The organism is Pantoea sp. PNT03, assembly GCF_014852515.1.
Lineage (GTDB): Bacteria > Pseudomonadota > Gammaproteobacteria > Enterobacterales > Enterobacteriaceae > Pantoea > Pantoea leporis.
Genome location: NZ_JACVBT010000001.1, coordinates 1346798 through 1369148 on the forward strand (window position 1 = coordinate 1346798; position 22351 = coordinate 1369148).

Consider the following 22351-nt stretch of genomic DNA (forward strand, 5'->3'; position numbering starts at 1 on the left):
AACCCTGACAGGCTAAAGCGCGGATTAAAGGGGGGAAATGTGAGCTTATTTAGCCATAAGTGAAATTGCGGGCTGATTGGTCGCCATAAATGGCGCCGCTACATTGCTCGAATGTGCATTAATCCTGACCGGTTGGCGATAAAAGTGCACCACGTCACCCACCAACAATAACGCCGGCGATTGGGCTTGTTGCACCTCAACAGTGTGTGCCAGCTCAGCCAGCGTAGTGATCATCACCCGCTGATCGGCACGCGTGCCATTCTCAATGATTGCCACCGGCGTCTGCGCGTTGCGGCCCTGCGCCTGCAGCTGTGCGCTGATGCTGGCGCTCCACTTCAGCCCCATATAAAACACCAGCGTCTGGTTATTGGCGGCGAGGCTGGCATCATCCAGCTGCGGTTCACCGCTTTTGCCGTGACCGGTAATTAACCGCAGCGACTGTGCGCAATCACGGTGCGTTAGCGGAATGCCGCTGGCTGCCGCGCATCCGGCGGCGGCGGTAATACCCGGCACGATCTGGCAGGCTATTCCCGCCTGTTGCAGATAGAGCATCTCTTCACCGCCGCGCCCGAAAATAAAGGGATCGCCGCCTTTGAGCCGCACCACTTGCCGCCCGCTGCGGGCTAAATCCACCAGCAGCTGATTAGTTTGCGCCTGCTTTAACCCGTGGCTGCCGGGCTTCTTGCCGACATCAATCGCCAGCGTCTCCGGCGGCACTTCCGCCATGATCGCCTCGCTCACCAACCGGTCATACACCACAACGTCGGCGCTGTTGATCAGCCTCCATGCTTTTAAGGTGAGCAGTTCTACGTCTCCCGGCCCAGCCCCAACCAGCCAGACGCCACCTTGCGCGTGTTCGCCGTCACGCGGATTAAACAGCTTGTCGAGGGATTCACTGGCTTGCGTCATGATGTTTTCCGTTACTGCGCCACGCGCAGAGATGAGAGCAGTTGTTTGAGCTCCGGGATACAGGAGCCACAGTTGGTGCCGCATTTCAACACCGCGCCGAGCGCTGCCGGGGAATCACAGCCCTCAGCGATGGCCCGGCGAATCGCCACTTCACCGACGCCAAAGCAGCTGCAAAGGGTACGTCCGTGGCTGCCGCCCTGCGCCGGTCGCCCGCCCAACAGCGCATGTCGCTGCTGCGGCAAATCGGGCGGCTGGCTGAAGGCCCGCGCGATAAATGGGTGATCGATGTCTGGTAGCCAGGGCGCGGCATAAAAGGCGCATGCCAACTTGCCCTCGCGCCAACCAAGCCAGTGCAATTGCTGTCCCGCCTGCGCCTGCTGCCATTGCAATGCGGACATGCCCGGCAGTTGCATCAGCCATTCGCCAGCATGAGCGCTGCCCGCCAGCACATAGCGCTGCACGCCGGGCTGTGGGGCTCGCGACCAGTAGAGTAGTGCAGGCGGCGTGATGATGTCCGGCAGCCACAGCCAGCCTTGCCACGCTGGACGCAGTAGTTGCAAGCGCACCGCCGTTTGTTTTAACGCTGGCTGAGCGGAATCGGGACAACAGCTGGCCGCGACTAATCCATCGACGTTGGCCTGCCCGCTGAACTGTCTTGTCCAGTGCATCGGCACAAAGATTTGCCCACGCTGCAGGCCGCTGTCGAGGGTGACGCGTCCGCTGCACCAGCCCAGCGCCGACTGCACGCGCGTCACATCGCCGTGGCTCAAGCCGTACGCCGCCGCATCCAGCGGATTTAGCGCGACAAAGGGTTCATCGTAATGCTGCATCAGTCGCGGCACGTTGCCGGTGCGCGTCATGGTGTGCCACTGATCTCGGATGCGGCCGGTATTCATCAGCAGCGGATAATCAGTGGTCATGAGGGTTTTAACCGGTATCGCGGGCGGCAGCAGACGCGCTTTTCCATCGGCATGGTAAAAGCGGCGATCGGCAAACAGCCGCGCGGTGCCGTTGGGTGACGCGGCAGTGATCGGCCACTGCACCGGGGCTAACTGGTCATATTGCTCACGCGTGATGGTTGCCAGCGCGCTGATATCAAAGGCGCGCGTGCCGCGATTCTCAAAACCAGACAGCGCGGCATGCTCGGCGAAAATCTCGCCTGGATGCTGCCAGGCAAAGGCCGCGCCAAAACCGAGTCGCTGCGCCACCTGCGCCAGCAGCCACCAATCCGCTTTGGCCTCACCGGCTGGCGCAATAAAACTGCGCTGGCGTGAGATACGCCGCTCCGAATTGGTCACGGTGCCGTTTTTCTCGCCCCATGCCTGCGCCGGCAGTAGCACATCAGCAAATTGTGCCGTGTCGCTGTGGGCGCTGACTTCCGACACCACCACCAGCTCGCATTTCGCCAGCGCGTGTGCCACGCGGTTACCTTCCGGCATCGAAACGGCAGGATTGGTACCCATGATCCACACTGCCTTGACGTCGCCGCGTTCGATGGCATTGAACAGATAAACTGCCGTCAGTCCCGGCTGCTGCGCAACACGATCGCTCCGCCAAAAGCGCGCAACACGATCAACCTCTGCTGCGCTAAAGCCCATGTGCGCCGCCAGCTGATTGGCTAAGCCGCCCACTTCACGGCCGCCCATGGCGTTGGGCTGTCCGGTCAGCGAAAACGGTCCGCAGCCCGCACGGCCGATTTTGCCGCTGAGCAGATGCGCATTGAGGATGGCGTTGTTGTTATCGCTGCCGGTTTGTGACTGATTGATGCCCATGCACCACAGCGTCAGCACGCGCGGCTGCGCTGCGAACAGCTGCCAAAATGCCACAATGTCATGCTCACTCAGCTGGCAGGCAGCGGCGACCGTCGCCACATCCCACGCCTCACAGGCGGCTAAGGTCGCTTCCACATTGGCCAGATGCGGCAACATACTGGCATCGATACCCGCATGGTGCGCCAGCCAGTTCAGCAGCCCGGCAAACAGCGCGCTATCAGATCCCGGTTGCAGCGCCAGATGAACATCAGCAAGGTCACAGCTGGCAGTACGACGCGGATCGATCACCACCAGCTGCATCTCAGGGCGTTCGGCTTTGGCCTGCACCAGCCGCTGCCACGCCACTGGATGCGCCCATGCCGCGTTGGAGCCGACTAACACCACAACATCGGCTTGTTCAAGATCGTCATAGCAGCACGGCACCGCATCGGCACCGAAAGCGCGTTTGTAACCCACCACCGCCGAAGCCATACACAGCCGTGAATTGGTATCGATGTTGGCAGAGCCAATAAAGCCCTTCATCAGCTTATTGGCGGTGTAATAATCCTCCGTTAGCAGTTGACCGGAGCCGTAAAAGGCCACCGCCTGCGGGCCATGTTGATCGATGATGCGCCGGAAACCCGCCGCCACATGGTCCAGTGCGGCATCGATACTGACGCGCTGACCATCAATCTGCGGCCAGAGCAAACGACCGTCATGCATCAGGGTCTCGCCCAGCGCTGAACCTTTGACGCACAGCCGACCGAAATTAGCCGGATGCTGGCGGTCGCCGCTCACCGGCGCATCGAGGGCTTTCACCTCCACGCCACAGCCCACGCCGCAGTACGGACAGGTGGTTTTCATGAGGCCGCCGCCAGCGCAATAATCGGCTGATGCCCGAGCCACACTTTGCCGCCCTCCACGCGCACCGGCCAGCAGCGCAGCTGATGCTCGGCGTTATCGAGACTTTGTCCGTCGCGCAGCCGCACGCGCTGCTTGTAGAGCGGTGATATCACCACCGGCTCGCCCGCTACGTCGCCGAGAATGCCACGCGACAGCACGCTGGCTTGCGTGCCGGGCTCAATATCTTCCAGCGCATAAATCGCCTCGCCCAAGCGGAACAAGGCCACACGCTGACCGCCTAACCGCGCACCCATGCCCGCAGACGGCGGGATAGCGTCGACAAGGCAAATGGCACTCCAGGGTTCTGCCGGCAACGTGGTAACGGGAATGCTGTCCGCCGTCGCGGGCTGACGCTGACCGCGCACCTGCACATAGTTGAGCGTCTCGTCAGGCTGCTCGCTGTTGACGGTGGCGGTAAACAAGGCGCGACGCGAAGGATCCTGCAGCGTGCTGTGCCATTCGCACTGATAGCGCTCCACCACGCGCTGCATCTCCTGCTCCAGTTGCACGGCTATACCGAGTGAATCTTCGATCACCACCTGACGCAGGTAGTCGAGTCCGCCTTCCATGTTATCCATCCACACGCTGGTGCGCTGCAGACGATCGGCGGTGCGCACATAGAACATCAAGATGCGGTCAACGTAGCGCAGCAGCGTTTCATCATCGAGATCGCTGGCGAACAAATCGGCATGACGCGGTTTCATCCCGCCGTTGCCGCAGACATACAGGTTCCAGCCTTTTTCCGTGGCGATTACGCCAATGTCCTTGCTCTGCGCTTCAGCGCATTCACGCGTGCAGCCGGAAACCGCCATTTTAATTTTGTGCGGGGCGCGCAGCCCTTTGTAGCGATTCTCTAATGCGATGGCGAAGGCGGTAGAATCCTGCACGCCGTAACGGCACCAGGTTGACCCCACGCAGGATTTTACCGTGCGCAGCGATTTGCCATAAGCGTGACCGGTTTCAAAACCCGCCGCGATTAAGTGTTCCCAGATATCCGGTAACTGATCGAGCCGCGCACCGAACAGATCGATGCGCTGACCGCCGGTGATTTTGGTGTAGAGATCGTAACGAGCGGCTACTTCACCAATCGCAATTAGCCCTTGCGGCGTAATTTCACCGGCTGGCACACGCGGTACCACCGAATAGGTGCCATCTTTCTGGATGTTGGCGAAGTAGCGATCGTTGGTATCCTGCAGCGGCAGATGTTCGGGCTTCAGTAAGTAGTCATTCCAGCATGATGCCAGCAATGATCCCACCAGCGGCTTGCACACTTCACAGCCCTGTCCGCGCCCGTTGAGCTGTAATAGCTGCTCGAAGGTGCTGATGTTGCCGACGCTGATCAGGTGATAAAGCTCCTGACGCGAGTAGGCAAAGTGTTCGCAGATATCCTTCTTCACTTCCACGCCCTGACTGGCGAGCTGGAACTCCATCACCTGTTTGACTAATGCGCTACACCCACCGCAGCCGGTTGCCGCTTTGGTGCAGCTTTTGATCGCCGCCATGTCACCGCAGCCGCCCTGCACTGCCCCGCAAATGTCCGCCTTGCTGACGTTATGGCACGAGCAGATTTGCGCGCTGTCTGGCAACGCCGCGACACCCAGCGCTTTAGCCGGCGCACCCGCTAACTGGGGCAAAATCAGGCTTTCCGGCTCTTCTGGTAACGGTAACTGATTCAGCATCATCTGCAGCAGGCTGGCGTAATCTGCGCTGTCGCCCACCAGCACGCCGCCAAGCAGCGTTTTGCGATCTTTGCACACCACCAGTTTTTTGTAGATGCCCTTTGGATTATCGATCCACTGATAACTTTGGCTGTCAGCGGTGCGCCCGTGCGCATCGCCAAATGACGCCACTTCCACGCCGAGCAGTTTCAGTTTCGTGCTCATGTCGGCACCGCTGAACGCCAGTTCTTCCTGCGCCAGCTGCGCCGCCAGTACGCGCGCCATTTGATATCCCGGCGCAACCAAACCGAAAATTTGCCCTTGCCACAGCGCGCATTCACCAATCGCATAGACATCTGCGGCGCTGGTGGCGCAAGCGTCGTTGATCAGAATGCCGCCGCGTTCACCCAGTTGCAGACCGGCGGCGCGCGCCAGTGCATCACGCGGACGAATACCCGCTGAAAATACCAGCAGGTCCGTTGCCAGCAGGCTGCCATCGGCAAAACGCAGCTGCAGGCTGCCATCCGGCAGACTCTCAATCGCTTCAGTTTGCTTGCTGGTATGAACTTGAACGCCCAGCGCGCTGATTTTGCCGCGCAGCATCTGCGCGCCGCCGTCATCCAATTGCACCGCCATCAGACGCGGCGCGAACTCCACCACATGGGTTTCCAGACCGAGCTGTTTCAATGCGTTGGCGGCTTCCAGTCCGAGCAGCCCGCCTCCAATCACCACCCCGCGCGTCGCATTACGGGCACAGTCAGCAATCGCATCCAGATCGGCCAGTGTGCGGTATACAAAACAACGCGCGTGATCGTGGCCGGGAACCGGCGGTACAAACGGCACCGAGCCGGTCGCCAGCACCAGTTTATCCCAGGTCAATTCCGCGCCGCTGGCATCACGCAGGCTGCGTTTTGCACTGTCAATTGCCACCACTTCACAACCGCTGCGCAGTTCGATGCCGTGTTGCTGAAAGAAGTTATCGCAGACCAGTGACAAATCGTCCGCGCTTTTACCGTTGAAGTATTCGGTAAGATGCACGCGATCGTAGGCCATCTGCGGCTCATCGCCGTATACCACGATGTGATAGTGCTGATGCAGTTCACGACTCACCAGCTGTTCGAGAAAATGGTGGCTGACCATGCCATGTCCAACCACGGCGAGAAGAGGTTTGCTCATCATCTGGCTTCCTGCAGCGCTTGGCTGCGTTGTGTTGTCGTCAAGACCGAACAGTGCGTTAATGCCCACCTGCGCGGCCTGTTGAAGTTGTGGTAGCAGCGTGCCTGCCGCCTGGCTGTCGCCAAACAGCAGCACGCCGCGCAGTGCGCCATTGCGCAAAAACAGTCGGCGATAGTGCTGGTGCAGCGGGTCAAAGCTGCTGATGGCGTCGCCTTCGCTGATATCGCCCGCACTGAACATCTCAATGCCGCTGACTTTCAGCCGCGTACCGTTTTCCTGATAGTGAAAGTCGGCCACGGGTTCACCCGCCAGTTGTGCTGCCAGCACGGCGGCCTGCGTCAGACAAGGCGCAATCAAGCCAAAGGTTTCGCCGCTGATTTCGCAGCACTCACCCAGCGCATACACATGCGGAAGCGCGGTTTGCAGTTGACGGTTAACCAGAATGCCGCGCTGGCAAGGCACGCCCGCCGCCTGCGCCAGCGCGATCTCCGGCAGCACGCCGATGGCGATCACCACCTGTTCCGCTGCGATAACCGCCCCATCGCCGAGCGTGACGCTTTCGGCGTCAATGGCCTGCAAAGTGACGCCGAGCCGACAGCGAATACCGCGCTGTGCCAGATGCTGCTGCAACAGCGCACCCGCTTTGGCATCCAGCTGGCGATCAAGCAGCCACGGACGATGATGCAGCAGCGTGACGTCACGTCCACGCTGACGCAGCGCCGCTGCGGCTTCCACGCCAATCAATCCGCCGCCCAGCACCACCACCGGACCTTGCTGCGCGAGCATGGCCTCCACGTCTCGCACCGTGCGGAAACCCTGCACCTGTGGGCGATGGATGCCGGGCAGATCCGGCATGCGCGGCCTCGAACCGCAGGCGAACACCAGCTTGTCCCAGTGCAGGGTGCGCTGGTCGGTTAGTACTGTGCGCGTAGGGATATCCACCTGCAGCGCCTCTTCCCCCATCAGCAACTGCACCTGATGTGCCGCATACCATGCGGGTTCGTGGATCACCGTGTCAGCGAAGGCTTTTTCGCCCGCCAGCACCGGCGACAGCAGCACCCGGTTGTAATTGCCGTGCGGCTCACGGCCAATCACCGTGATGGCGTAGCGACCCGGCGCACGTTGCAGCAAGGTTTCCACCATGCGCATCGCCGCCATGCCGTTTCCGATCACTACCAGTCGCTGCACCATGGTTGTCCCCTTACGCCACAGCCGTTTGCTTTTCATACAGGAAATGCAGAATCCGCTGACGCAGCTGGTGATAGCGCGGCTCGTCGGCTAACGCTACCCGTGAACGTGGACGCGGCAGGTCGATGTTGAGAATGTCACCGACCTGCGCGGCGGGGCCGTTGGTCATCATCAACACGCGATCTGACAGCAACACCGCCTCATCGACATCGTGCGTAATCAGCACAATGGTGGTATTGAGCTCCTGCTGGATGCGCATCACGCTGTCTTGCAGATGAGCGCGCGTTAGCGCATCCAGCGCACCGAACGGTTCATCCAGCAGCAGCACACGCGGCTGCATGGCTAGCGCACGCGCAATCCCGACACGCTGCTTCATGCCGCCGGAGATCTCCGACGGACGCTTATGCAGCGCGTGACTCATCTGCACGCGATTGAGGTTGTGTTCGATCCACTCGCTCATCTCTCTTTTGCTCATTTTTCCTTTGAACACTTGCTGCACCGCCAGCTCCACGTTTTGGTAGGCGGTCAGCCACGGCAGCAACGAATGGTTCTGGAACACCACCGCACGCTCCGGACCGGGACCGCTGATTTCGCGGTTGTCACACAGCAACACGCCGCTACTCGGCTGCGTCAGCCCGGCTATCAAATTGAGAAGCGTGGACTTTCCGCAGCCGGAGTGACCAATCAGGCTGAGGGTTTCACCTTCGTGGATATCAAAACTGACGTTATCGAGGGCGAGGAACTCGCCGCCTGCGGTATTGAAGCGCTGGCTGACCTGCTGTACGCGAATAATTGGATTCATCATCGGCTCCTTATTTTTCCCAGCTAAAGCGGCGTGCCAGTAACATCAGCGCCTGTTCGAGCAGTAACCCGACCACGCCAATCACCACGATGGCAATCAGGATGTTTTCCACATTGAGGTTGTTCCACTCGTTCCAAATCCAGAAACCGATACCGAGCCCACCGGTTAGCATTTCCGCAGCGACAATCACCAGCCATGCGATGCCCATCGATAAACGCATACCGGTTAACACTGCAGGCAGCACCGCCGGGAACAGAATGCGGCGCATCACTGTCCACTCATTGAGCCGCAGCACGCGCGCCACATTGAGATAATCCTGCGGAATTCGCTGTACGCCTTCGGCGGTGTTGATCACCATCGGCCAGATGGAGCAGATGAAAATGGTCCAGCTTGATGCCGGTTCAGCGCGCTGGAACAGCAGCAGGCCAATCGGCAACCAGGCAAGTGGACTGACCGGACGCAGCAACGCGATGATCGGGTTGAGCATGTGCGCGATAAAGGTAAAACGGCCAATCAGGAATCCGGCGGGAACGCCCACCAGCGCCGCCAGACCAAAGCCGATTGCCACCCGCTGCAGCGAGGCGACCACGTTCCAGCCGATGCCCTGATCGTTGGGCCCGTTGTTGTAAAACGGATCGGCAAACAGCGTGACGGCGGCTTGCCAGGTGGCATATGGCGTGGGGAAGCCTTTACTGGACATTGAAGCCAGTTGCCAGACAAACAGCAGCAGAATCAGGCCGCAACTGGCGGGGATTAGCCGCTGCAGCAGGGGACGGAGCCAGCGTTGACCCCGACGCGGTGCGGGCGTTACCTTGAGTGCAATCACCTGCGCCGGTGGCGCGGCGATCGGCGCGGTATTGAGCGAGCGTGCTTCAGATTTCATCATGACCTCACTTAACGGCGTTTAAGGGCAAAACTGTCGGCATAAGCGGCGGGATTGCTGCCGTCCCATACTTTGCCGTCGAACAGTGTGCTGCTGCGCATCTCGCCGGCTGGGACGCTAATGCCGCCCACCGCGCTGGCGGCCTGTTTGTAGATATCAATACGGTTGATCTGACGCGCCACTGCTGCATAATCAGGCGCGGTTTGCACCATGCCCCAGCGCTTCATCTGCGTCAGGAACCACATGCCGTCGGAAATCCACGGGAAGCTCACTTCACCGTCGCGGAAGAAGCGCATACCGTGCGCGTCCTGCCAGCGCTGACCGAGGCCATTTTCGTACTGACCGAGCATGCGCCCTTCCAGCGTTTCCACTTTGGTGTTGATCCACGCGCGTCCGGCCAGCACCTGCGCGGTCTCTTTGCGGTTAGCGTCGGAGGCATCGATCCAGCGCGCGGCTTCCAGCACTGCGGCGGTCAGCGCACGGGCGGTATTGGGGTTCTCTTGCACCCAGGCGGCGCGCGTGGCGAGAATTTTTTCCGGATGATCCGGCCAAATTTGCTGTGTGGTGGTGGCGGTAAAACCGATGTTGTCGCTGATAGCACGCTGGTTCCACGGCTCGCCAACGCAGAAGCCACTCATGTTGCCCATCTTCATGTTCATCACCATTTGCGGTGGCGGGACCACCACGGTGCGCACATCCTCAAACGGGTCGATACCGGCGTTGGCCAGCCAGTAATAGAGCCACATGGCGTGTGTACTGGTTGGGAAGGTATGCGCGAAGGTAAAGCTGCCTTTGGCTTGGCTGGCGATTAATTTTTGCAGGCTGGCCGCATCAGTAACTTTCTGATCTTTAAGCTGATTCGCCAGGGTGATGGCCTGCCCGTTGTTGTTGAGCGTCATCAGGTTAGCCATCTCATGCTGAGGCCCGGCAATGCCCAACTGCAGACCATAAATCATGCCGTACAACGCGTGCGCGGCATCCAATTCGCCAGCGGTGAGCTTGTCGCGCACCGCCGCCCAGCTGGCTTCTTTACTCGGTTGCAGCGTCAGACCGTATTTTTTATCGAAGCCTTTTACTGACGCCATCACCACCGGCGCGCAGTCGGTGAGCGGAATAAAGCCGACGCGAATGTTGCTCTTTTCGGGCGCATCGGAACCGGCAGCCCATACCGCATTGCGTAATCCCGGCAGTAGATAGCTGCCACCGACCGCCGCGCTACCCAGGAGAAATTGACGTCGTGACAATGTGAACCGCGTTTTGCTCATCATGCGCATCCTGAAAAAAAGAATAAAAAAAGGCGTCCTCCCGCATGTCGCAAAAACATGGGGCCGGACGCCTTTATCCAAAGCACTCGCTTCACCGCCGTTGGCGAAACAAATGCGCAATGTCTGTAAGGTATTGCAAAACCTGTGCCAAAAATATCAGGCCGTTTTATCAAGGCTGGCGCTATAAATGCGCTGATGATGCGTCGTTTTTGCACTGCGCTGACGCACTCTACGCACAGGGTTTGTGCAGCTACCTCCTTCGAGTTATGCCTTGAGCGTGGCGGCAACCGCCAGCACCGCCAGGGCTATTTCCAGCACCCGTTTGTTCTGGTTCATGGCGCTCTTACGCAGCGCCTGCCACGCATCCTGCTCGCTGAAACCGTGCTGCTGCATCAACCAGCTTTTCGCCTGATCGATAATTTTGCGTTCATCCAGTGACGCGCGCATCGAGGCGAGTTCATCGGCCTGCGTCTGCAGACGCTGCGACTGCTCACGGATCAACGCCAGCACCGAACGCCCGAGCTGGGGCGCGAGGCCATTGCTGTCCAGCGTGGTTTCAACGCCTGACAGCCAGCTGGCACCCGCGATATAAAGCGAGAAACTGGCCTCTTCTCCGATGGCTATCGGCGGAGATTCACTGTGCTGGGCAGCCGCAATCGCACACTGACAGCGATTCATCAGCGTGGCGCACAGCGTATCTTCAATCTGTTTCATCTGATCGAGACGCGAACTGAGCAGACTAAACCACTGCAACACGCCATTTTCACCGCACTGTGCGCCGGTGCAGGCGATGCGTCTTAGCCGCTCAATTTGGCTGCCGGCATCGGCTATCGCCTGCCAGCGTTGTAGATTTTCCGCATCAGAAAATTGGCTGAAAGTCGCAAAGCTTTGCTCCTGCGCAGCGATCAACACCTGAATGCGCTGCCGTTGCGTCTCGGTAAATTCACCGGCAGCGAATCCCGCCGAACCGGTGGCGCGCTCCTGTCCGGCCAGCTCTTTGCCTTGCATAAAGCTAAATAGCGCGATTAACGCACGCGAGATGTCCGGCTCACTGGCGGTATCCGCCGCTTCAAATACCAGATTGAGTAAGGTGCAGATGATGTGATTAAACGCATCCATCGCCTGCGCCTGCGTCACGGTGCGGCTGTGTACTTGCTGACGCAGCGCCGGCAGACTGTCCAGCGCCTGAAGCGCAGTCGCGATCAGCATGCAAAATCGGCTATAGCCGGGCTGCGCCTCTGCTTCCGGCAGCACCGCCATTGCACGCTGTTCGCGCAGTTCTACCTCCGCAGCGCGCTGTGCTAGCTCTTCACCAAACAGTCGACCAGCCGAGCACAGCCAGATATTGCTGGCTCCACGTTCACGCTGCAGCACATGGATCAATTCACTGATGGCGGTAATCTGTTCGCCGGTCCGCAGCAACCGTTGCAGGCTCGCAATCTCGCTGGCGCGGCTAGCACGTAGATAGTTCAAAGCCCGATTCATTGCTTTCTCCAGCGGTTTAGCGGTGTAAACAGAGGGTCAAGCAAAAGCCATGCCGTGCTGCGTTTAAACGTGGCAGAATTGGGCCCGGAAATTCCGAAATTGAGAAAATTGTTTCGCAAGGCAATCTTTTTTGCTTCATACAAATAGATTAATCTTATTTACCATTTTCGTTTGGTACTAACAGCGACCAAATGCCGTTGCGCTGCCTCGCATCGTTAACTGCAGCGAATAAATTAACTAAGCTTATCTATCACCGTGACTATGTGTTTTATATCATCGGCCTGCGCTGCTTTTTCGCCCGCTAGCACGGGATTTCTCATGGTGCAATGGTTTGAATTCTCAAAAGTCTTAGGTAGACTTAGTTCAGCACTATCTTTCTGTAATCTGTCTGTTTTTTTGATGGCTTTCTCGCTGCTTAATCTGCCTGCCTTAACGGCCCGTGCCGCAGATTACTCTGCAGCTAATCTGATGAAATTTGAGGATCATGGTGAATAAGAGTCTCGTGCTTGTGTTGCTGGCGGTATTAAGTCTGGCTGCTTGCAAAGCGCCACCGCCACCCGTTACAGATGACACGCTGGTAACCAGTGAAGTGAATGGCGTCCAACTGGTCCATCGTCATGCGGTGGCAGCACCTGGCGAATTCACGCCGGTCAATGAGAGTTATCGCGCGCTGTATGCGGCCTCGGTAATGACCACGCCTGATTATGGTGGCAAGGTAGTGCGCTATCTTGATAACGCCAAACCGTTTGAAGTGCTCGGCCGTGTTGAACACAGCTGGCTGGCAGTGGCTGATGAGCCTAACGGCCAGTTAATTGGCTATATTCCGCCGAAAGCGGGCGTGGAGAGCAGCCGTTACGACGCGACCATTCGAAGCGATCGTCCGCGCCCCCGCCGCAACAGCAAACAGGTTTGTGTGGCCGTTGGCGGCGCCAGCAAGGCTTGTCGCACTAACGATACCGCGACCTGGATTTTAGACTGATAATGCAATCCGGCGCACAATGCCCGCAGAAGCGTTTGCTCTGCGGGCTGTGATTTTCGCCCTTGCCTGGATAACCAAGATTTAATGACTCAGGATTCCCTTGCTCGCGATGGCATTGTCGCGGGCAATGATAACCTTTTGCTTAATGCCGCAGCACCCATCCTGAATGCCGTGGTACGTATACGGCAGGCCGCGACACATGACGATCCTGCCGGATTGCGCCAGTTACTGATCGAAGAGATCCGCCAATTCGAACAACGCTGTAAACAAGCGGGCTTACCTTTTGAGATGATTATCGGCGCGCGCTACTGCCTGTGCAGCGTGCTGGATGAAGCCGCAGCGCAAACGCCGTGGGGCACGCGCGGCGTGTGGTCCGGCAACGGCATGCTGGTCACCTTTCACAATGAAAGCTGGGGCGGAGAGAAAGTTTTCCAGCTGTTGTCGCGCGTATCGCAAAGCCCGCAGCAGCATCTGTGGCTGCTGGAACTGATCCACTATTGCCTGCTGCTTGGTTATGAAGGCCGTTATCGCGGCAGTGACAGCGGCCGCGCGCAGTGTGAAGCCATCCGCAAACGCCTGGCACAACTCATTACGGAACATCGCCCGGCGAGCGCCAATCCGGCGGTGCCGCTGGTGGAAGTGCATCCGCTGGTCAGCACCCTGACGCGTCCGATGGTGCCGCTTTGGGCCTGCGTTACCTTGGCCACGCTGGTGGCGAGCCTGATTTACAGCGGACTGAACTGGCGACTCGGCAATGCCGCCGAACCGCTGCTGCGCACCATCTATCAAACCCCGCTGCCACAAATCACGCCAGGACGTCGCCCTACTTCCCCTCAAGCGCTGCTTGATCTGCATCAACGTCTGAATGATGTGATTGCCGCTGGACAGCTGGAAGTGAGCGACGGCGCGTTCGGCAGCAAAGTGATCATCCCCGCTGACAAACTGTTCTCCAGCGACGGCACGGTGGTGAATCAGGTGGGACGGGCGCTGCTGGCGCATGTCGCCAGTGCAATGAAAACCGTTAAAGGCACGGTTTTGGTGTCGGTGTATACCGATAACAGCCCGGTCGATGGCCGTTTCGCCTCCAGCTACGAATTCTCCTCTGCGCGCGCACGCGCCATCATGCAGCTGCTTAATCCGCAGCTCGCGGAAGGTCACAGCGTGAAAGCGGAAGGTCGCGGCGACAGCAATCCGCTGCTGCCGAACGACAGTAATGAAAATCGCGCCCGCAATCGTCGGGTGGAAATCACCCTGTTTGTGACACCGGAAACCCTCGGCAATCATCAGGGAGGCCAATGATGCGCGCATCACTGCAACATCTGTTAACCCATCGCCTGCTGTGGAGCCTGATTGGCGTCACGGCATTGAGCTGCGTGCTGTGGATGCTCGGACCGCTGTGGAGCTGGGGCGATACGCGCCCGCTCGAGCCAGTATTGCCGCGCCAGTTAGCGGTGGGTCTGCTGTATCTGCTCTGGCTGCTGTTCCAGTTTATCCCTGCACTGTGGCGCGGCTGGTTTAACAGCAAGTTGCTCAACCGGCTGCAGCAGATGAGCCAGGAAGAGTTATCCGATCGTCAGGCCACCGAAACCCTGCTGGCGCAGCGCTTCAGTGAAGCAGCGCTGCGTTTAAAGCGCACCCAGTTTGGTCGTCGTCATCAGCAGAGCTGGCTGGCACGTTTTCAAAGTCACTACCTTTATCAGCTGCCGTGGTACGTGATGATTGGCGCGCCGGGCGCCGGTAAAACTACCGCGCTACTTAACGCTGGCCTGCAATTCCCGCTCACCGACAGCCTCGGCAAAGCGGCAATTCGCGGCGTGGGCGGCACGCGCCACTGCGATTGGTGGTTCACCGACAGTGCAGTGCTGATCGATACCGCCGGACGTTACGCGCTGCAGGAGAGCCAACGCGCGCGCGATGGCGCGGAGTGGCACAGTTTTATCAATCTGCTAAAGCGCTATCGCACCCGTCAGCCGATCAACGGCGTGATCATGACCATCAGCGTCTCCGATCTGCTGACCGATTCAGCCGAAGCGCGCCATGCGCAGGCCAGCGCGCTACGTGAACGCATGGCGGAGCTGCATCAGCACACCGGCATTCACTTCCCGGTGTATGTGATGGTGACCAAAACCGACCTGCTGAAAGGGTTTATGAGTTTTTACGGCACGCTCAGCAAGCCGCAGCGCGATGCGATTTGGGGCTTCACTTTCCCGTGGGAACCGGGCAAACCGCATAAAGACAACTGGCACCGCAGCTTCAGCCAGCAATATCAGCACTTAGAGCAGCGTTTACAGCAGCAGTTGGCCGACGTCATGGCCGGCGAGCGCGATCTCACCCAGCGCGCCGACAGCTTCCTGTTCCCGCAAGAGTTCAGTTCGCTGCGTCCGCTGCTGAATGAGTATCTCGATGTGGTGTTTTCCAGCCATCAGGAGCCGATCGCCTGGTCGGCGCGCGGCCTGTTCTTCACCAGCGGCACGCAGGAAGGTTTACCGTTTGACCGCATCATGGGCGAGCTGAACCGCAAGCTGCAGCTGCCGCATACCGGCGAAAGCAGCCTCGCGGCGTGGAATAGCGTCGATCGCAGCAGTCCGATCCCCGGCAACAAAGGACAGAGTTTCTTTATCCGCGATTTACTGAGCAATTTAGTGTTCCGCGAAAGCGGCCTGGCGGGCAGCAATCGCCATTGGGAATACCGCAACCGCCTGTTCCACTGGATCGGTTATGGCGTGCTGACCGGCGCGCTGCTGCTGCTCTCCTGTTTGTGGCTCACCAGCTATATTCAGAATCAGCGTTATCTGGACCAGGTTGCCGAACGCCTCGCGCCGATCACCACCCAGAGTCAGCAGGTGATCCATCAGCCCGCCGATAATATTTTTGATCTGCTACCCTTCTTAAATAACCTGGTGAAACTGCCGCTCTCCGAGCGTTTTTCCCTCGACAATCCACCGCTTACCATGCGCGTTGGGCTGTATCGCGGCAACCAGGTCAGCGATGCGGCGTGGGCGCTTTATCAAAATGCGCTTAAGTCTTTACTGCTGCCGCGCGTGGCGCAGCAGATCACCAATTTGCTGCGTGACGATCCTGGCACCGATAACGAGTACAGTCGCAATGCGTTGCGGGCCTATCAGATGCTCTATCAGCCGCGCAATTATGACGGCGAGTTCCTGCGTGGCTGGCTGATGCAAAACCTGCAGCGCACGCTGCCGGATGATGTCAGCGCGCGCGATTTGCAGCAGCTCGACTGGCATCTGAGCCAGCTGCTGGATCAGCAAATTCAGTCTTCGCCGTATGCACGTGACAATGCGTTGATGATGCGTAAGCTTGCGGAGAATCTGAAAAATGCCGGTGACAGCAGCAACACGCTGGCGATTGCGCCGCACGTTGTTTCGCAGCGATTGACCAGACACAGTGAGTAATGGTGAGGTAATCATGCCGACACACACTGCGCCGGGCTGGTACGGCAAGTTACCGGCCACCGGCGATTTTTTGCGCCAGCGTCTGAGCGAAAATACCGTGACGCCGTGGAGCCACTGGTTTCAGCAAGGATTACTGCACTGGCATCAGCAAGCCGATGCCAGCACCGCACAGTTTTTACGTGCGCCGGTGTGGAATTTTGTGTTACCGCTTTCGCCGCTGCGTCAGCAGGTGCAGATGGGCTGCCTGCTGCCGTCATGCGATCGCGTGGGCCGCAGCTGGCCGCTCCTGGCGCTGCGCAGCTTCCCGCTGAGCCACTGGCACAGCGCGCAGCTGGCGATGTCCGGCGACTGGTTTCAGGAACTGGGCGCGCTGCTGCTGCACGCGGTGCGCGATCGGCTCAATCCCGATGCGCTGGAGCAGCAGATGCAGCGCCTGTCACCGCTGCTGGTGCCGGATACGCAGCGCAGCGACATCATGGATGTGATTGGTTTTGATGATTTACCCTGCACGCTGAGCTGGCGTGAAGTGGCTGACAGATTCGATCCGCAGCAGCACATGAGCTACTGGTGGAGTAATCGCAGTGACGGTTTTAGCCATGCCACCCATAAACACAGTGGCCCGCTGACTGCGCAACTTTTTTCATTATTGTTTAACCCGGCGTCTGGTGCACAGCCGGGCCGCAACGGCCTCTATCCACCGATGTTTGAATAGGCCGTGGCGTTTGCCTTGTTAACGGGATGACTCATGCAATTTACCATTGTGCAGTGCAATACGGATGTGCCCGCCAAGACGGTAGCCTTTAAACCGCCCGGCGGCACCATCGGCCGCAGTCAGGATAACGATCTGGTGCTGCCTGACGAATCGCGCGCCATATCGCGTCTGCAAGCGCTGGTGCATCTTTCGCCGGAGGGCGAGTGCCGCCTGACCAATCAGGGCAGCGTCACGTCGGTGGTATTGAACGGCGTCGCGTTGCAACGCGGCTCGCAAGTGGCGTTGCAGGATGGCGACACGCTGCAAATCGGTGAGTATGGGCTCGAAGTCCGCGATCCTAACAACCTGAAAGCCCGTCAGGACGATCCGCTGGCGTTCTTTGCCGACAGCAGCGACGACCCGCTCGGTATGATGCAGGAGTCGGAGGTGATTCCCGAGCCGGTTGCGCGTCAGGAGCGCCGCAACGATCCGCGTCTCGCCATCGATCCGCAAAGCGATGCGACGACGCTGCCCGCCACGTTGCCGGGCGTCTCTCAGGACAAACTGATTGCCGCGCTGCTGGAAGGGATGGGGCTCAACAATGGCCATCAAACCAACATCACCGAAGAGCAGATGCGTGTAACCGGTCGCATGCTGAGCCTGTTTTCGCAAGGCACCGTCGCCCTGCTCTCCTCGCGCTCGATCCTCAAGCGCGGCGTGAAAGCCGACATGACGATGATTCTCAATGAGGCGAATAACCCGTTCAAAATTCTGCCGTCCGGTAAAACCGTATTGATGCAGATGTATCAAAGCCAGATGCCGGGCTTTATGCCGCCGGAACCGGCGGTGCGCGATGCGCTGGTGGATTTGCAGGCGCATCAGCTCGGCATGATTGCCGGTATCCGCGCCATTATTGCCGCCATGCTGCAGTCGTTTAACCCGCAGCGCTTAGAAGAAGAAGCACGCAAAGATGGCGTGCTGCCCAAAATGGCGTTCAGCACCGGACGCAAAGCGGCGCTGTGGGATTACTTCTCACGCCACTATCAACGTACCGCTGGGGAAATTGAGGATGACTTCCATACGCTGTTCGGCGAAGCCTTCCTGCATGCCTATGATATGGAAGTGAATCAATACAAAGATTCTCAAACGCGGACCGAAGACGCATGAAGATGATGTTTGCCAGCCGCTGCCAGCAAGGCATGCGCGACGAAAATCAGGATCGTACCGGCGCCGAGCTGGACGATCACAAAGCCTGTTTTCTGGTGTGTGACGGCGTCGCCGGTTTGCCTGGCGGTGATATCGCCGCGCAGCTGGTGCGCGATACGCTGCTAACGCAGCTGCAGCACAGTGCGACGTTCACCCCTGAAAGCACGCGCGCCGCCATCGAACACTGCCAGCAGGTGCTGATTGAGGCACAGGGAAACAATCCGAATTTTTCACGTATGAGCACCACGCTCGCCGCGCTGTTTATCGACCGCGAAAAACAGCGCGCATGGTGGGCGCACGCTGGTGACAGCCGGGTTTATCACTTCCGTCATGGGGTGCTAAATCAGGTGACGCGTGACCACAGTCTGGCCCAGCAGTTACGCGAGGCGGGCTATGAAAATACCGGAATTAACAGTAATTTACTCTATAATGCGCTCGGTGTTGAGCCTGCCCGTCCGGCCACTTTTAGCGAGGTGATTACGCTGGCCGATGGCGATGCGTTTCTGGTTTGCAGCGATGGATTCTGGCTCAATCTCACCACCCACGAAATGGAACTGGCCCTGCGCATGGTGAATGCCTGCGAAGAGTGGCTGACTTTGATGGAACAAGCCGTTAACCGCAGTGTTAAAAGCGACAATCTCAGCGCTCTGGCCGTCTGGATTGGCGAACCGCAGGAAGCGACGCTGCTTTATTCCCAGGCTGATGCGGCACGTTTTCTGCCGTCACGTTATTGATCCAAGGATGCTTATGAAAGTGTGGTTGACGGGCTTCGCAACCCTGTTGCTGGCCGTAAATGCGCAGGCAGAAGATTACCGCGTGGTGTATTCCCCGAGCCTGTCATTAGAAGTCTACATTGATGACGTGGCGAGCAAAGCGCCCAACGACTGGTGCAAAGAGACGCTGCCGCTGCGCATCGTTTCGGGCAAAAGCACCGACTCCAGCATCCTGACCAGCTTCCTGCCGCGCGTCGGTACGCTGCTGGCGAATCAGTGCGGCCTGCTGGATGAACTGCCGTGGCAGATGACCAATAAAGAGGGCAGCGTGCTGGCTAACGGCAGCGCAGCCAAATTACAGAACTGGCGCCCGATCGTGCTGAACGATGCCACCGCCAGCGCCACCACCAGCAACGCCGCGCCGCTCGATTTGTCACGCCCGGCGGATAGCACGCCGCTGCAGCACTTTGCCTTGCCGGGCGGCTGCCATTTCCGTACCTGGTGGGATGAGAAAGGCGAATCGCTGTTTATCCCGGATAACCCGAATCAGCACTGCTCCACCGAAGGCTGGCTGGAAGGCCCGAGCGAAATGACGCTGATGAGCGCTGGCAAAACCCATAATCTGGCGCTGAACTTCTATCAGGGCTACCCGATTGCAGATTTGAAAATGAGCGGTCCGCCGCTGGAAGTGGTCTCGGTGAATAACCAGCGCATGATTGTTACGCGTCCGGATGCCGATGATAGCTGGTTAGTGCTGCCGTTTGATGCACAACAGCATGTGTGGCGTTTTAGCGGCACACTACTGGTGAAGATGGACAAAACCGCCGATCAGGGCAGCGATGTGCTGAAAAAGCGGGTTGAGACGTTACGCGGCGTTTGGTCGCCGCAATTTATGCCACAGCAAAAAGTGACTGTGTTACTGATTGACACCCTGCATGCGGATCTCGCCGATCCGGCGATTGGTGCCTGGCGTAACATTAATTAATTAGCGGTCGTTGCCTGCCGTCATCGTGATGACGGGGCGCTACAGGACGTGTTCAGAGAGTTCACTATGTCGGCAAACGAAAACCATACACCTAACGCCCTCCCTGCGGGCTACCGGTTTAATGAATTTGAAATCAAGGAAGTGATTGGCGGCGGCGGCTTCGGCATTGTTTATCGTGCCTGGGACCATCAGCTGGAACGCACCATCGCGATCAAAGAGTACATGCCCGTCTCGTTGGCGGTGCGTGCGGCGGATATGTCGCTGGAACTGCGCGGAGAGCGTTTCCATAAGCTGTTTACCGCCGGTCGTAATAGCTTTATTCAGGAGGCGCGCCTGCTGGCACGCTTCAATCATCCCGGCTTGCTGCACGTGCTGCGCTTCTGGGAAGAGAACGGCACCGCCTACATGGGCACGCTCTATTACAGCGGCATGACGCTGAAAGAGTGGCAGATCACCAGTCCGGACAGCATTGACGAGAGCTGGATCCGTCGTCTGCTACCGCCGCTGTTTGGCGCCATTGATACTATCCACGCCGCCGGTTATCTGCATCGCGATATCTCGCTGGATAACATCCAGATTCAGGAAAACCAGCTGCCGGTGCTGCTTGATTTTGGCTCGGCGCGCAAAGAGATCGGCAACCTCTCGGATGAAACCGAGATCATGCTGAAGCCCGGCTTTGCGCCGATTGAGCAGTACAGCGAAGAAGGCGAAATAGAGCAAGGTCCGTGGACCGATATCTATGCGCTGGGCGCGGTGCTGCACAACCTGATCACCGGCCATGCACCGCCGGTGAGCGTGGTGCGCTGCATTGAGGATAACTATCAACCGCTGGTGGAGCGCAAGCCGGAAGGCTATTCGCTGCCGCTGCTGCACGCTATTGACTGCGCGTTAGCCATGAAGCCAGCAGATCGTCCGCAAAGCATTGATGCCTTTGCCAGCTTGATCGATCTGCCGGTCAGCGATGTCGAAGCACTCTCCACCACTATTCCGCTCGTGGCTGAGCCGGTTGTGCCGGTGGAGCCGAGTGTTGCAACGCCGGAACCGCAAGTGTTGGCCGTCAATCATGCCGCTGCCACCGTTGAACCTTTGACGCCGCGCAACGTGCGTCGTTTGTCGCCAGGTTTAGTGGTGGCCGCTGCGATTGCGGTGCTGGCGGTTGTGGTGGTGGTTTGGAAAGCGAATCATCACAGCGAAGCACCACCGGTCGCCGCCAGCACCGCGCCCGCTGCGCCTGCCGCAGCAGGCAACAGTCTAGCGAGCAGCGCACCGACGGTGGCGACGGTTTATCTGCGTTTGCAGGCGGGTGAGAATGTGATGCTGAATGGCGAAGCCCGCGATGTGAAGCCCTCCTCCAGCGGATTCGCTTCACTGAATCTGGCGGCGGGGAACTATCGCATTGAGGTGCGTAACGGCAACCAGGTGCATAGCCAATCGCTGACCATCGATAAGCCGGGAACCTGGCTGATTAATCCGGCGCAGTAATCCGTATCAGCGCGCTGCCGAATGACTCTGCAGCGCTCTGACATCTGCTGCCAGGCGCGTCAATGCCGCTTCCTGCATGCCACGTTTGCCTAGCTCCTGCTCCAGCGCGTAGAGGTATTGTGCGTTGGTGCCGAGCGGACCGCTGGCCTGGGCAATCAACGGCGCAATGGTGCTGCGGCAGGAATCGGTTTCATACAGCGGATGACGCGGATCCATGATGAACACCAGCGCGGTGACGTTGCGTCCATCCTCCAGCTCCAGTTCACACCAGGTTGGCAGATAGCAGCCAGTAATCATTTCACGCTTCCACAGCAGCTCCAGCTCATCATGCAAACGCGATTCCGGTAAGCGGAACGCCAGTCCGCTGGTGGAACCGCCCTCTTTCAGCGCCAGCATACGGCCAGGCGCGGTTACGGTGCCGCGACCGGCAATCAGACGCAGGCAAAACGCACGGTGCCAGCCCTCTAAACGACCCGGCGCCACTTCGGCCGCTTCAAAAATGGGATTCCACATCAGCGAGCCGTAGCCAAAAATCCACACCGGGCTTTGGTCAGGACGACAGGCCAGCGTCGCGGACAGCGATGCCGCACGCTTTTCACAGCTCCAGAACAGCGCTTCATCAATATCGCCAAACGATGTTTTACAATCTGCTTTTAACAAAAATTCCCGCGTTAACACTGTGGTCTCCTCTACTACGCTGACATCTTGCCGGTGTGGTTCCTCAAAACTGATGTCTACAGGCGACGCTCATTGCATCGTCTTAAGAGAAGACATTAATTCATTTTTAACAAAACATTCAAGATTGACCCCGATCACAAAAGGGAAATTCTGTGTAAATAGCATCGGCTGCCTGGTGAGGAAC

General features: G+C 58.7%; 16 protein-coding genes. 8 read left to right on the forward strand and 8 right to left on the reverse strand.

Translation table 11 applies throughout. From position 1 onward, the window contains the following. Positions 1-45 precede the first annotated feature (45 nt). The 7 genes from cobA to IB226_RS06350 all read right to left on the reverse strand — a co-directional run bounded on the left by cobA (position 46) and on the right by IB226_RS06350 (position 12020). Entirely contained in the window at positions 46-909 is an 864-nt protein-coding gene (gene cobA / locus IB226_RS06320; RefSeq protein WP_137385963.1) for a uroporphyrinogen-III C-methyltransferase, read from the reverse strand. An 11-nt stretch (positions 910-920) separates the two neighbouring features. Then, entirely contained in the window at positions 921-3524 is a 2604-nt protein-coding gene (locus tag IB226_RS06325; protein WP_110866335.1) for a nitrate reductase, read from the reverse strand. Next, a complete protein-coding gene (gene nirB / locus IB226_RS06330; protein ID WP_110866336.1) occupies positions 3521-7588 on the reverse strand; it encodes a nitrite reductase large subunit NirB in 4068 nt (1355 codons plus the stop codon). The genes IB226_RS06325 and nirB overlap by 4 nt, the downstream gene beginning before the upstream one ends. 10 nt (positions 7589-7598) lie before the next feature. After that, the gene (locus IB226_RS06335) at positions 7599-8387 is read right to left on the reverse strand and encodes an ABC transporter ATP-binding protein (protein ID WP_101764128.1); all 789 of its coding nucleotides are present in this window, start codon (positions 8385-8387) and stop codon (positions 7599-7601) included. A 10-nt stretch (positions 8388-8397) separates the two neighbouring features. Beyond that, positions 8398-9270 carry a nitrate ABC transporter permease gene (gene ntrB, locus IB226_RS06340; RefSeq protein WP_101764127.1) on the reverse strand — a complete coding sequence of 291 codons (873 nt, stop codon included), beginning with the start codon at positions 9268-9270 and terminating at the stop codon, positions 8398-8400. 11 nt (positions 9271-9281) lie between these two features. Beyond that, positions 9282-10535 (reverse strand): CmpA/NrtA family ABC transporter substrate-binding protein, encoded by a 1254-nt coding sequence (locus IB226_RS06345; protein ID WP_110866338.1) that lies wholly within the window; start codon positions 10533-10535, stop codon positions 9282-9284. Positions 10536-10799: 264 nt separating this feature from the next. Further along, complete coding sequence (locus IB226_RS06350; protein WP_101764125.1) at positions 10800-12020, reverse strand: nitrate regulatory protein; 1221 nt, start codon at positions 12018-12020, stop codon at positions 10800-10802. Between the two features lie 484 nt (positions 12021-12504). Between IB226_RS06350 and IB226_RS06355 the strand changes: the two genes are divergently transcribed. The 8 genes from IB226_RS06355 (at position 12505) to IB226_RS06390 (ending at position 21489) form a co-directional block, all read left to right on the forward strand. Then, entirely contained in the window at positions 12505-12999 is a 495-nt protein-coding gene (locus IB226_RS06355) for an SH3 domain-containing protein (RefSeq protein WP_192234148.1), read from the forward strand. 84 nt (positions 13000-13083) lie between these two features. Then, positions 13084-14298, forward strand: a complete 1215-nt coding sequence (gene icmH / locus IB226_RS06360) for a type IVB secretion system protein IcmH/DotU (RefSeq protein ID WP_101764124.1) — start codon at positions 13084-13086, stop codon at positions 14296-14298. Beyond that, positions 14298-16412 (forward strand): type VI secretion system membrane subunit TssM, encoded by a 2115-nt coding sequence (gene tssM / locus IB226_RS06365; RefSeq protein ID WP_192234525.1) that lies wholly within the window; start codon positions 14298-14300, stop codon positions 16410-16412. The genes icmH and tssM overlap by 1 nt, the downstream gene beginning before the upstream one ends. A 13-nt stretch (positions 16413-16425) precedes the next feature. Further along, a complete protein-coding gene (gene tagF / locus IB226_RS06370) occupies positions 16426-17124 on the forward strand; it encodes a type VI secretion system-associated protein TagF (protein WP_110866339.1) in 699 nt (232 codons plus the stop codon). 33 nt (positions 17125-17157) lie between these two features. Continuing rightward, positions 17158-18270, forward strand: a complete 1113-nt coding sequence (gene tagH / locus IB226_RS06375) for a type VI secretion system-associated FHA domain protein TagH (protein ID WP_192234150.1) — start codon at positions 17158-17160, stop codon at positions 18268-18270. After that, positions 18267-19043 carry a PP2C family serine/threonine-protein phosphatase gene (locus IB226_RS06380; RefSeq protein ID WP_137385968.1) on the forward strand — a complete coding sequence of 259 codons (777 nt, stop codon included), beginning with the start codon at positions 18267-18269 and terminating at the stop codon, positions 19041-19043. Before tagH ends, IB226_RS06380 begins: the two co-directional genes overlap by 4 nt. Before the next feature lie 13 nt (positions 19044-19056). After that, complete coding sequence (locus IB226_RS06385; protein WP_192234152.1) at positions 19057-20007, forward strand: hypothetical protein; 951 nt, start codon at positions 19057-19059, stop codon at positions 20005-20007. 66 nt (positions 20008-20073) lie between these two features. Further along, positions 20074-21489, forward strand: a complete 1416-nt coding sequence (locus IB226_RS06390; RefSeq protein WP_192234154.1) for a serine/threonine-protein kinase — start codon at positions 20074-20076, stop codon at positions 21487-21489. Between the two features lie 6 nt (positions 21490-21495). On the opposite strand, the gene IB226_RS06395 is transcribed toward IB226_RS06390, so the two are convergent. After that, complete coding sequence (locus IB226_RS06395) at positions 21496-22167, reverse strand: gamma-glutamylcyclotransferase (RefSeq protein WP_168197458.1); 672 nt, start codon at positions 22165-22167, stop codon at positions 21496-21498. Between the last annotated feature and the right edge of the window lie 184 nt (positions 22168-22351).